Annotated in this window: 10 protein-coding genes; 4 read left to right on the top strand and 6 right to left on the bottom strand. The window is 64.7% G+C overall.

Annotated features, from left to right (window positions below):
* Positions 1 to 38 precede the first annotated feature (38 nt).
* Positions 39 to 1,130 (top strand): D-alanine--D-alanine ligase, encoded by a 1,092-nt coding sequence (gene ddlA / locus PMM47T1_RS16510; protein ID WP_008370910.1) that lies wholly within the window; start codon positions 39 to 41, stop codon positions 1,128 to 1,130.
* A gap of 169 nt (positions 1,131 to 1,299) precedes the next feature.
* Here ddlA and PMM47T1_RS16505 read toward each other — a convergent pair whose 3' ends face one another.
* From PMM47T1_RS16505 to PMM47T1_RS16480, 6 genes are all read right to left on the bottom strand, one after another.
* Positions 1,300 to 1,572, bottom strand: coding sequence for a hypothetical protein (locus PMM47T1_RS16505; protein WP_008370909.1), 273 nt, complete (start codon positions 1,570 to 1,572; stop codon positions 1,300 to 1,302).
* 241 nt (positions 1,573 to 1,813) lie between these two features.
* Positions 1,814 to 2,881 carry a type VI secretion system protein TssA gene (tssA, locus tag PMM47T1_RS16500; protein WP_008370908.1) on the bottom strand — a complete coding sequence of 356 codons (1,068 nt, stop codon included), beginning with the start codon at positions 2,879 to 2,881 and terminating at the stop codon, positions 1,814 to 1,816.
* Positions 2,878 to 6,687 carry a type VI secretion protein IcmF/TssM N-terminal domain-containing protein gene (locus PMM47T1_RS16495; RefSeq protein WP_008370907.1) on the bottom strand — a complete coding sequence of 1,270 codons (3,810 nt, stop codon included), beginning with the start codon at positions 6,685 to 6,687 and terminating at the stop codon, positions 2,878 to 2,880. Before PMM47T1_RS16495 ends, tssA begins: the two co-directional genes overlap by 4 nt.
* Positions 6,684 to 7,454: a DotU family type IV/VI secretion system protein gene (locus PMM47T1_RS16490; RefSeq protein ID WP_008370906.1), complete on the bottom strand. Its 771-nt coding sequence runs from the start codon at positions 7,452 to 7,454 to the stop codon at positions 6,684 to 6,686. Before PMM47T1_RS16490 ends, PMM47T1_RS16495 begins: the two co-directional genes overlap by 4 nt.
* 19 nt (positions 7,455 to 7,473) lie before the next feature.
* Positions 7,474 to 8,805, bottom strand: a complete 1,332-nt coding sequence (gene tssK, locus PMM47T1_RS16485; RefSeq protein ID WP_043301177.1) for a type VI secretion system baseplate subunit TssK — start codon at positions 8,803 to 8,805, stop codon at positions 7,474 to 7,476.
* Positions 8,806 to 8,860: 55 nt separating this feature from the next.
* Positions 8,861 to 9,343 (bottom strand): hypothetical protein, encoded by a 483-nt coding sequence (locus tag PMM47T1_RS16480; protein WP_008370904.1) that lies wholly within the window; start codon positions 9,341 to 9,343, stop codon positions 8,861 to 8,863.
* 206 nt (positions 9,344 to 9,549) lie between these two features.
* On the opposite strand from PMM47T1_RS16480, the gene tssB reads away from it, so the two are divergent.
* The 3 genes from tssB to PMM47T1_RS16465 all read left to right on the top strand — a co-directional run bounded on the left by tssB (position 9,550) and on the right by PMM47T1_RS16465 (position 12,215).
* Positions 9,550 to 10,125 (top strand): type VI secretion system contractile sheath small subunit, encoded by a 576-nt coding sequence (gene tssB / locus PMM47T1_RS16475; RefSeq protein WP_008370903.1) that lies wholly within the window; start codon positions 9,550 to 9,552, stop codon positions 10,123 to 10,125.
* 28 nt (positions 10,126 to 10,153) lie between these two features.
* Positions 10,154 to 11,647 carry a type VI secretion system contractile sheath large subunit gene (tssC, locus tag PMM47T1_RS16470; RefSeq protein ID WP_008370902.1) on the top strand — a complete coding sequence of 498 codons (1,494 nt, stop codon included), beginning with the start codon at positions 10,154 to 10,156 and terminating at the stop codon, positions 11,645 to 11,647.
* A 67-nt stretch (positions 11,648 to 11,714) separates the two neighbouring features.
* On the top strand, positions 11,715 to 12,215 hold the full coding sequence (locus PMM47T1_RS16465) for an Hcp family type VI secretion system effector (protein WP_008370901.1): 501 nt from the start codon (positions 11,715 to 11,717) through the stop codon (positions 12,213 to 12,215).
* Positions 12,216 to 12,217 lie beyond the last annotated feature (2 nt).

Here is a 12,217-nt window from a genome sequence, read left to right as displayed (position 1 = left end):
AGTACGGTGCAAAGCGCCTATCCAATAAGGAACCCGTCATGGCCAAGCTGCGCGTGGGAGTGATTTTCGGAGGCCGTTCGGCCGAGCATGAAGTGTCGTTGCAGTCGGCGCGCAATATCGTCGAGGCGCTGGACCGCGAACGCTTCGAGCCGGTGCTGATCGGCATCGACAAGGACGGTCAATGGCACCTCAACGATGCCTCCAATTACCTGCTCAACCAGGAAAACCCGGCGCTGATTGCCCTCAACCGCTCCAACCGAGAACTGGCGCTGGTGCCGGGCAAGGCCGAGCGCCAGTTGGTGGAAACCGGCGCCTCGCCCCTGGCGCACATTGACGTGATCTTCCCGGTGGTGCACGGCACCCAGGGCGAGGACGGCTGCCTGCAAGGCCTGCTGCGCATGGCCGACCTGCCGTTCGTGGGCTCCGACGTGCTGGGTTCGGCGGTGTGCATGGACAAGGACATCAGTAAACGCCTGCTGCGCGACGCAGGCCTTGCCATCACGCCATTCATCAGCCTCAACCGCGCCACCGCACGGCGCCGGGACTTCGCCCAGATGCAGGCCGAGCTGGGCCTGCCGTTGTTCGTAAAGCCCGCCAACCTGGGTTCGTCCGTGGGCGTGAGCAAGGTCGAGGACGAAGTCGGCTATTGGCAGGCCGTGGACCTGGCGCTGAGCTACGACGAAAAGGTGCTGGTGGAAGCTGCGGTGCAGGGCCGCGAAATCGAATGCGCCGTGCTGGGCAATGACCAGCCCATCGCCAGCGGCTGCGGCGAAATCGTGGTCAAGGGCGGTTTTTATTCCTACGACAGCAAATACATTGATGGCGACGCCGCCCAGGTGCTAGTGCCTGCCGATATCCCCGAGGCCGCCAGCGATCGCGTTCGCGCCCTGGCCGTTGAAGCCTTCCAGGTACTGGGGTGCAGCGGGCTGGCGCGGGTGGACGTGTTTCTGACCGACAGCGGCGAGGTGATCATCAACGAGCTGAACACCCTGCCCGGTTTTACCCGCATCAGCATGTACCCGCAACTGTGGCTGGCGGCAGGCATGACCTACACCGAACTGGTGAGCCGCCTGATCGATCTGGCGCTGGAGCGGCACGCCCAGCGTAGCCACCTTAAGTCCAGCCGCTAGCCCCGCAGGCTGCCGCCAGGCCGGAGCTGCCGCAGGCTGCGAAGGCCCGCACTGCGGGCCCGCGATCGGCATGACACCGCTGAAGGTCCTGCGGATCTTTTCGCAGCCTGACGGCGGATGGCCGCCCCGCAGTTCCTGCGCAGGGGGCGTTCGCAGGGATGAGGCGGTGTTACAGGACCTGCTGGTCAGTGATCATCGACTGCACAATGAAGTCTTTCTGCGCCGGGGTCAGGGTGTCCCACACGTGGGTTTTGCCGTACAGGCCCAGGCCGCCGATGATGTAGATCACCAAGGCGCAGATGATCATGATGGCGCTCGCCGTCCAGCGGCCTTCGTCGCTGTCGGCGTGGCTGCCTTGCAGCTCGGCACGCGGGCTGACGGAGTTGCCGGTGAACAGGCGGCGGAACGTTTGCAACAGGAAAAGCAGGACCAGGCGCAGCATGGGTGTCAGTCTCTCTATAAAAGGTACAGGAATGCGCAGTCCGTGCGCGGCTGTGAATCAAAAAGCGGAAACGAAAAAGCCCGTCGCATGGACGGGCTTTTTTATAAGAAGGAAGGAGGCATGCTCCTGCGGCTCGTTGGCCGAATGCGAGCGATTTTACATGTACCGTTTGGTTAATTCCACATCTGTGAGCAAGCAAACGATAGACGGTCGGTCATCGTACAACTGCGTCATCCAGCGCTTACAATACGCCCATCAACGTCCACACCCGGCGCGCCTCGGCGTCGGCGCTGATCAGTTCCGACAACAACTCATTGAGCGGCTTGTGCCCCCATTCCACCGCGCGCTTGATCAGATACGGCACCGGGCTGTGAGGCTCGGTGCGGGCTAGGAAGTCGGCGATGAGCGTGAGTTGACGGTAGGCGTCCTCGCGGTTCGCCGGCACACCGGCGGGAATGGTCGGCTGCGGTTCGGGCGCCGTCGGGGTCACGGCCAGGGCCGTTTCGACCACGCTGTCGACGGTAGCGGATGGGTGCATGGCGGTAAATTCCTTGAGCAGCGCCGCATAGGCCTTGGTCACTTCACGCAGCGGCGCCACCGTGGGGGCCAGCAGCCCCAGCCACGTGTCACCCCACTGTTCCAGTTGCGCCAGTGACACCTGGCTTCGGTGCACGTGCTCGAGCCCGGCCCGCCACTGGCCAACCGGCACGGCGCGAAGGCGCTCCAGCCATTTTTTGCGTTGCAGCACGGCCTCTTCAGCGCGAACCTTGGCCGCCTTGCTGTCGTTGGCCTGCACCTGCTGTTGCTGCAATTGCTGCCAGGCGTAAAGCGTGGGCGCCTGCGGCTCATCGAATAGCGGCAGGTTCACTAGCACCACTTCGGCGTAACGGCGCACCAGCCAGTCCAGCGGCGTGACGCGCCAGGACTGGTCACCCTCCTGCGCTTGTGGGTGCAGTTCATCGGGGTAGCGCTCGCACAACCCGACAATCAATACCAACGCGGCCTCCAGCCCGGCCAGACCCTGGCGGTGCAACCAGGCCTCGCCCAGCCAGGCGGCGATCATCAAGTCTTTGCTGCGCAGGCTCAGCAGTTGGCTGGCCAGGCTCTCCACCGCAGCCCAGTCAGCCTGTTTGCTGGTGTGCTGCCAAACGCCAGTGGGCAGGCTGTCGTCATCGGCGCGGCGCAGTTCGCGCAGGCGATCATAGTCCAGGTCGTAGCGCAGGCTCGGGCCACAGGGCTGGGCACCGGGTAACGGAGCCAGCAGTGCGTCATCGACAACGGGTACATCAACCGCAACAGCAGGCGTCATGGCGCGACCTCATTACTGGCCAGCGGTGCCGGCAGGTTCAGGCTGGCGTAGGGCGATTGCGGCGCGCGCCAGGGCAAGGGCTGTATCGACAGCGGTTGCTTGGAGCCTTGGCTCATCACCGACAGCCGCACGTACAGACGCGCCAGGTTGTCCACCGCAGCTTGGCCATGCACCGGCAATTGCAGGCTCAGGGGGAACTCGGTGAAATCGACGTTGGGCTGGCGCTGGCTGGCGTCGTGGCTGCGCATCAAGCGCAGCAGGGCCCAGGGGCCATCGTACTCCCAGCCGGCCTGCAGGTCGCTGACCGCAAGGCTGGGTTGCGACGGGTCGCTTACCGGCCGCTGGTCGCTGTTCTTGGCCCAGCGCAGGGTCAAGCGCACCGGTTCACCGATGTTCCAGCGCAGCGCCGGTTGTTCGGCGCCCGGGTACACCAGTTGCTGGCTGCCGGCGTTCAGGCCCCAGGCAATCACCTGGTCGGCGCCACGCTCCTGGTCACGGTCGGTGCGCCAGCGCACGTCCAGGTCAACCCCGGTCATCCCGCTTTTATCGCGCATGAGCAAGGCGCCCAGCCAAGCCCTGGACTGCTGTAAGCGTTGCAGGAAGTCCTGCGCAGTGCGCCGCCCCACCGGATCGGCCATGGCCAGCCCGGCCTGGGCGTCGGCCAGGTTGCCGTCTATCAGCTCCAGCAGGTGCTGCACCCGCGCCGGGTCCGCATCACTGGCCTGCACGCCGGGGGCAAACGGAAAGCGCCCGGCCAGGTATTGATTGAAATAATCGGCCAGGGCCACCCACGCCGCCGACGCACGCTGCACCTGCAACTGCCGACAGCGGCTCATGGCCTGTTGCTGCAAACCCACCGCCAGGCGGCTGAGTTCGCCGTTGCCGGCGGGCAGGTTGGCCGAACCGAGTATTTGCAGGCAACTGCCCACGTCCATGTCGTTGAAGTCATGGCTGACCAGTTGCTCCACCAGCATGGGCGAACTGGCCGGGTTCTGCGCCTTGTACTTCTGCATTTCGTCCTGCAACTCGGACAAGCGCCGCACTTTGTCGAGGTCGGCCGCCGGCAGGCTTTGCTGCTGCGTCTTGACCCAGGCCACGGCCGGCGCGCCGCGCTCGGCCAGGTCCATGATCGCCGCAAACTGCTGGCCCAAGTCCTGCTTGAGGTCGGCGGCATCAGTGGCGCGGAACAGCCGCAGGCCGAGGTTCTTCGAGCCGTCCCAGGAGGCGATGTCGACCCGGCCGCGAAACAGCGGTTGGGCTTCGATGTCGCTCAGTACCGCGCTGATGTCAGCCAGCGCCCGGCGGTTCAGGTGGTTGCGCATCAAGGTGGCCAGCTCCGGGTGCTGCACGTCGGTGAACGCGTTGTACAACACCATGGCCTGGTCGGTGGACAGGTTGAAGTCGCCTTGGTCCAGGCTCACCACCGCCCCGGCGGGTGCTTGCAGGCTGACCAGCATGGCCTGGGCCGCGGCATTCTGCGCGGCCTTGAGCAGCGGTGTGCGGTAGGCGGCGGGAATACTGGGCATTTGCTCGTTTGCGTAGCTCTTGTAGCTGTTGAAATAGGCCACGGCACGGTTGAGGCCGTCGCTGTCGATGTTGTCGATCTCGAATGCATCGGCCTCATCGGAGCGCAAGGCCAGGGCCACGAAGTCGCGCTTGAACAGGGTTTCGATGGCGTTGTCCAGGGCGCTGACATGCCCCTGCAAGGCTAACTGGCTGTTGCCGGTCTGGGTCAGCAGGTTGTCACGGGAGCCGTCGCGGGCAATCCACTGGTCACGGAAGCGCTGTTGCAGGCTGGCGGCCTGGCTGTCGAGACTGTCGGCCAGCGATGGGCCGAACATCACGTTGTCGCGCACCTTGCCCAGCAGCGCCTGGTAACCGCTGACCAACTCGCCAGCCTTGCCATGGCCCCAGGCGGCATTGGTGGCGTCCACACGGTTTTGCAGGTTGTCGATCAGCGCGTCAATGTCTTCCAAGTCCTTGAGGCTACCTTCGGAGCCCGCTGCCAGGCGGCCCAAGTGCAGCTTCAGGTAGCCGGCAGGGCGCACGAAATTGTCCGCCAGGAAGTATTGGTCAAGCCAGCTTTGCATCAGGTCCTGCAGGTTCTGCGACGCTTGGGGACGCTGGGCGGCCAGGTCCAGGGGCTTGAGGCCGTCATAGTCGCCCTGCACCAACAAGCGGTTGTACATCGGTGCCATACGCAAGGTGGCGACATTGAGCGACTGGCCCAGCAAGCTGTTGTTCAGCTCCACCAGCTCATCCAGGGGTGTCTTGCTGTTGCCCAGCGCCTCGCTCAGCAACCGGTTCTGATCTTGCAGGGCCACCGCCCGGCCTACCAGGTCGACAGCGCGCTGATAGGTGGCCCATTGCGCGGGGTCATCACCGTCCAGGTTGCCGCGCCGGCCGGCGGCGTTGATGGCCAGCAAGTCCTGCAATTGGCGGCCCATCAATTGCCGCATGGGGTTTAGCCAGTAGAGGTCGGTGGCGTCGGTGAGCGCCTGTTCCAGCTGCTGGTCGCGGTCGGAAAACCATGATGATGGCAACGCCACGGCGCTGAAATGCCAGCGCGGCGCTTCTTCCAGCACGTACCAGAAGCTCTCGGCGTTTTCCCGTGCCTGCTCCAACCGGTGGCTATCGTCGGTGCTGACCACGTAGTTCTTCTGCAGGTCCAGGGTCAGGCGCGACAGCTCCTGGGCATCGCGCGCGCGCTCATGCCAGCTCCAGACCATGGCCACCGCCCACAGTAGCCCCACGACGCTGGCGCCAATGGCAACGCCACGCTGCCAGCGTTGACGCAGGCGCAACAGCCGGGGGATGACCAGCGCCAGGCCTCGCTCAGCGACAATGCGTTGCTGCCACAGGGTGCGGGCGAACACCAGGTCGTGGCTGGCCGACACATGGCTCAGAGGCTCCAGGCCGGGCGCGGCGGCCTGGTTGGCGGTGAGGTAAAGGCCGCGAAAGTTCGGCGCCTCGCCCTGTGAGTTGCCCTGGAACACCGGGTCCAGCAGTGCCTGCAGGTTGAACTGCGCCTGGGCCAGGCGCTCGGGCAGGCCGTACAGTTCAGGGTCGAGTTGGCCGTGCAGGCTGCCCAGTTCCAGGATGGCCCGCGACAGCGCCTGGCAGATGTCAGCCAATGCCTGGTCGCCGTGCGCGGTCTGCCAGCGCGTCTGCGCCGACCACGGCGATGACCAGCCCAGGCCGCGCTCACGCCCTTTGGGCGCCAGCGCACTGATCAGCGCCTGGCCGCCGGGCACCTCTTCCAGCCCGGTGACCATCACGTACACAGGCAGGCTCAACCCCAGGCGCTGTTGGAGGTCGATGAAGCGCTTGCGTGCCGCCTGGCCCAGCGCCGTGGCGGCCGCCTCGTCAAACAAGTGCTGCACATCAACCGTCCATATAATCCCGTCCAACGGCCGCCGTGCGCGCAAGCGAACCAACAGGCCCAGCAACCGCCACCAGGCGCCGCTTTGCACCTTGAATCCCTGCTGGGGCAAGAACAGTGCCTGGGGCACCACCAGCACGGCGCCATCGCCATCGGCCCACCAGCGCCCGAACCAGCCGTCACGCTCCGCTGGCTGCAACTTCCAGTGACGGCACAGCTGACTGCCCTGCCCCTCGTCACCCAGCATCATCAGCCAGGGCGACTGATAGCGGTCGTGCACACCCTGCTCGTGTTCCATCTCGCGCACGGCCAGGTAGAAACTGCGCAGCGCGGTGCCGCCCTGGCTGCGCAACCACCCCACCAGCGTCGCGGCGACGACGATAATGACCAACAGCAGGACCACCCCCAACACCAGGCCGCTCATGCGCCAGGCCCTTGCGCGTGCAGGCTGCTGGACAGGCGCAAGGCCGGCTCCAGGGCCTGGCCAATGTCATGCCAGAACCATTGCCCCACGCCCAGCATTACCAACGCCACGGCCACGATGGCCAGGCCCAGGCGCAGGCCGTCGGGCAACGATTCGCGCAGGGGCAGTTGCGTGGGCGGCACGCGGCTGGGGCGTTCAAGGATATCGCTGGTAGTTTGCAGGTCGGGCTCGCGCTCGAACACCAGGGCGAACAGGCCGTGGCGCCATTTCTCGTGCAGCGCCGCACCGGCCTCGCCGCGAAGGCGGCCCTTGAAGCCCAGAATCAGGCATTGCAGGTACACATTGGCAAGGTCGCGGCTGTGCGGGCTGCGTTCGTCCAAAAGGCGCTTGATGGCCAGCGGTACCCGCTCGCCCGCCTGGCGGGTGTTGTACAGAGCGGCCTCCAGCGGTGCGTGTTGCCACGCTAACTGTCCGGGCCAGGGGGTGAACACCAGGGTTTCGTCAAGCAGCGCGACAAAGGCGTAGACCATGGCCTTGGCCTGGCCCGCCGCCGCATCGCCCACGGCAGCAAAGCCGCTGCGCCACAGGCGCCGGGTCAGGCGCGTGGTGATGTCCAGCACCTTTTCCACCAGCGGCGTCGGGTCGTCAACGGCCTTGTCCAGCTCGTCCCAGTCGGCCTGCCATTGCAGCCAGGCTTGGCGGAAAGCCAGGGTCAGGGGTGCCGGGCGTTCGTTGTCGAACGCCTGTGAAGCGTAGCCATGCAACATGAACGACTCCTTGTCGGGTTCAGGCTTCAGCGTCCGGGTTGTTGAGAAACAGTACGATTTGCCACGGGCTTGCCCCCCCGGCCGTGGTGGGCGCGACGATGTTCAACGGCTGGCCGGGGTCGAACCAATTACCGGTGGCCTGCACCACGAAGAGCCGGGTGTCTTCGCCCACGCTGTAGCCAATCTGCTCCTGGCGGCCCATGGCCTGGTGCGCCAGGCCGCTCATGCGCTGCCGGGCCAGCACCGGCACATGGGCCTGGCTGGCGATGATCGCCCGTGACAGCCATTCGCCCGCCGCCTGTTCGCTGGCACCGGCCGGCATGCGCAGCCCCACCACCAAGCGCTGACGGCTGGCGGTGTCGGGCAATTGCAGGGAATAGACCTGCTCGTCCAGCTCGAACGGCAGGCAGCGGTAGCCTGCGCGAATCAGCTCCAGGGTGCGCGACAGCCAGCCCAGCAGTTCGTCATAGCCGTGGTGCAGATCGAGGAAATTCAGCGGTGCGAACGGTGGCACTCCGCCCAGCGGGTCCAGCACTGACCAGGCGCCCGCCATTCCCAGCAACAAGCCATGCAAGGCCAGCGGCGTGGCCGTGCCGCTGCCCAGCAAGCCTTCGACTTCGGGCAACCGCACCCACAGGGCTTCCAGCTGGCGACGGATCTCGGCGGCGTCATCAAAGCGCCCGGCCTGCTGGTTCTGGCGCAGGCGCCCGGCCAGGAACAGGGCCTTCTCGCGTACCCGGGCGCACAGTTGGCTCACGCGCTGGCCCAGCGGCGAGTCGTACTCGATCACCGGGGTGGGCGGCAAGTAGCTGCGTTGAATGAAGCCGCCGCCTTCGCGGCTGACCTTAAGCAGCGGCACGCAGACGTTGTCGGCGCGGGTGCGCTCGGTGCACAGGCGCAGGTTGGGCCTCCATACGTTAATGGGCGTAGGAAACAAGCCGCTGGCAAGGTCAGGCACCGACGGCCCCACCAGCGAATTCATCCGCCCTTGCAACGGCAGCCACTGGCCGCCCCGGGCCAGAGGCGTGACCGCCAGGTAGACCATGACGGTGGCGTCGGCACTGGCGGCGATGGCCTCGCTGACGTCCAGTTCCAGCACCGGCCCCTCACCGGCGCGATGGCTGGCCACCAGGCCATCGGGCAGGGTAGCCTGCAGGTCCAGCACACGCACCTGGCCGGCGCTCAGCGCCGAGGGGTCGATGCTCAACTGTCTGACGCCCCAGAACCAGGGGTTGGCTGCACCGGCCAGGTGGGCGGCCAGCGCTTCGGCACGCAAGCCCTGCAACTGGAAATGCTGGGGCAGCAACTGCATGCCCTCCGACCAGCACACTGCATCCGGTAACCCCGTCATGCGAATTCCCTTCGTGATTATGTCGTGGTGAGGTGCACTGAAAACCGCAGTGGGGTCAGCCGTCCTTGCCCTTGAACAGGCTGATGTCGCGGCTGTCGAATTTCAGCCAGGCCGAGCTTTGCGCGTATAACCTGAGGCGATGGGGGCCGGGGCTGGCGTAGTCGGCGAACACCAGCAGCCCTTGTGCCTTCTGGCCGCCCAAGGGGAAGTCCTGGTTGTCGAGCAACTGCCCGGGCACCAGTTCCAGGCTCCACACCACCAACTGCTCGCGGTAGTCGCGCTGCAACTGTTCGCGCTGCTCGAACCACTGGCGCGCGCTCATGCCGCTCAGTTGCTTGAGCAGGCCGAGGTCTTTGACGGCCACGAAGTCCACGGCAATGGGAGCGTCGTTGTTAGCCTTGGGGGCTACGTCCAGGGTGATGCGGTCAACGCCCACCCGCGGGCCGAACCAGGAACAGCCGGCCAACCACACAGGCAGGCAGGCGAGCAGCAGCAAACTGACGATTTTCTTCCTGAAAATGAAATCTTTGCGCTTCATGGCGGTCCAAAATAAGTTTGCCCTTGCGTTTTTATAGACCTGTTCTAGCGTAATTGGTAGTTCGTCAAGCATTCGAATGGAAATATCGTTTCTAGACATGACCGCCCTGCGTGTACGAGCTGTCATGCCTGTTTTTCAGCAAAGGATTGCGATGAACGGGCCCCCTCCGGTGCATTGCGTCCGCCTACCCGCCGGAGACCTACAGCATGGCCCAAAGTACCCAGCACAAACTCGACCGGGTGCGACCGCCCCGCGTCCAGATTACCTACGATGTTGAAATCGGCAACGCCATCGAGAAAAAGGAACTGCCCCTTGTGGTCGGCATCCTCGCCGACCTGGCAGGCAAATCCCTGAAAGACCAAGGCAAGCTGGGTGAGCGCCGCTTCGTCGAGATCGACCGCGACAACTTCAACGACGTCATGGCCTCCATCGCCCCGCGCGCCACGTTGCTGGTCAAGAACACCCTGGCCAAGCAGCCCGATGACAAGGAACAGATCAACGTCGCCCTCGATTTCAAGCACATCGACAGCTTTTCGCCGCTGGAAATCGTCAAGCAAGTGGCCCCGCTCAACCGCCTGCTGGTAGCGCGCCAACGCCTGCGCGACCTGCTGACCAAGCTGGACGGCAACGACACCCTCGACTCGCTGTTGCACGACATCGTGGCCAACACCGAAGAGCTGCAACAGCTCAAGGCGGCCCACGCTGGCAACGACTCGCAGATCGCCCTGGACGCGCCGGCCAGCGAGCCGGGCGCTGCTCCCGATGCCGAGCCCACCGCCTGATTCCTGACCCTTTCAAGGAGGATTTGCCGTGCCCAACTCATCAACTGCCACTGCCACTCAGGTTACCGAGAATCCCGCCACCGAGGTACTGTCCTTGCTGGACAAGATCGTTGCCGACGGGCGCATGGCCCATGACGCCAGCCAACAGGTCTATGCCCGCGACATGCTCGCCGAGTTCGCCACCCAGGTGCTGGACGAGGAGCTCAAGGTCGACAAAGGCACCGTGGCCATGATCAACGACCGCATCGCCCAGATCGACGCATTGATCAGCGAACAGCTCGACGAGATCCTGCACCACCCCGACCTGCAGAAACTCGAAGCGTCCTGGCGCGGCCTGCACCTGCTGGTGCAGAACACCGAAACCAGTTCGCGGCTCAAGTTGCGCCTGCTCAACGTTACCCAGACAGAACTGAAGAACGACCTGGAGAAAGCGGTCGAATTCGATCAGAGCGCATTGTTCAAGAAGGTCTACGAGGAAGAATACGGCACCTTCGGCGGCCACCCATTCAGCGTGCTGGTAGGCGACTACAGCTTTGGCCGCAACCCGGAAGACATTGGCCTGCTGGAAAAACTGTCCAACGTCGCCGCCGCGGCCCATGCGCCCTTCATCGCCGCCGCCGACCCGCGCCTGTTCGACATGAGCAGCTTCACCGACCTTGCCGTGCCACGGGACCTGTCCAAGGTGTTCGAAAGCGCCGAACTGATCAAATGGCGCTCGTTCCGTGAAAGCGAAGACTCGCGCTATGTGTCGCTGGTGCTGCCGCACTTCCTCCTGCGCCTGCCCTACGGCCCCGACACCTCGCCAGTGGACGGCATGGATTACCGCGAAGACGTCAACGGCAGCGACCACGGCAAATACCTGTGGGGCAACGCTGCCTGGGCACTGAGCCAGCGCATCACCGAGGCGTTTGCCCAGTATGGCTGGTGCGCGGCCATTCGTGGCGCCGAAGGCGGTGGCGCGGTGGAAGGCCTGCCCACCCATACCTTCCGCACCAGCTCGGGCGACATCTCGCTCAAGTGCCCCACCGAAGTGGCCATTACCGACCGCCGCGAGAAAGAGCTCAACGACCTGGGCTTCATCGCCCTGTGCCACAAGAAGAACACCGACCTGGCGGTGTTCTTCGGCGGCCAGACCACCAACAAGGCCAAGGTCTACAACACCAACGAGGCCAACGCCAACGCCCGCGTGTCGGCGATGCTGCCGTATGTGCTGGCCGCCTCGCGCTTTGCCCACTACCTGAAGGTGATCATGCGCGACAAAGTGGGCAGCTTCATGACCCGCGACAACGTGCAGACTTACCTCAACAACTGGATCGCCGACTACGTGCTGATCAACGACAACGCGCCCCAGGAAATCAAGGCCCAGTACCCGCTGCGCGAAGCCCGCGTGGACGTCACCGAGGTGGCGGGCAAGCCGGGCGCCTACCGTGCCACGGTGTTCCTGCGCCCGCACTTCCAGCTGGAAGAACTGACTGCATCGATCCGCCTGGTGGCTACCCTGCCGCCACCGGTCGCCGCCTGACCCACGCCTGCCCCGCCGACCCCGTCGGCGGGTTTCTTCTGCCTGATACTTTTCGGAGCCACACGCAATGGATGCAATCATTCTCGACCTGGGCGGCGACATCAAGGGCGACAGCCTGCTGGAAGGCTACACGGACAAGATCGAAATCATGTCCTACAGCCACAACGTGGCCATGCAGGTCACCAACGACGTCAGCAACTCGGAACGCACCTCGGGCAAACCCCATGTGGGTGAGTTCACCCTGACCAAGTTCGTTGACTCCTCTACCCCTTCGCTCAATGAATACTGCTGCGCCGGCAAGCCGCTGCCCGAAGCCAAGATCACCATCGGCCGCAACGCCGCCGAAGGCGACGGCAAGCTGCTGCCGTTCATCATCTACACCCTCAACAACGTGGTGCTGTCCAACGTCAGCGTCAGCGGCGGTACCGGCGGCAAACCGGTGGAGACGATTTCGTTGAATTTCACCAAGATCAAATGGGAACTCACCGCACAGAAAGACGACGGCACCAAGGAAGGCACGGCCGCGTCCACCTGGGACATGGCCGCCAACAAACTGATCAAGGCCTGACG

Origin of the sequence: Pseudomonas sp. M47T1 (genome assembly GCF_000263855.1) — a bacterium.
Lineage (GTDB): Bacteria > Pseudomonadota > Gammaproteobacteria > Pseudomonadales > Pseudomonadaceae > Aquipseudomonas.
This window is presented reverse-complemented; position numbering and strand designations above follow the sequence as displayed.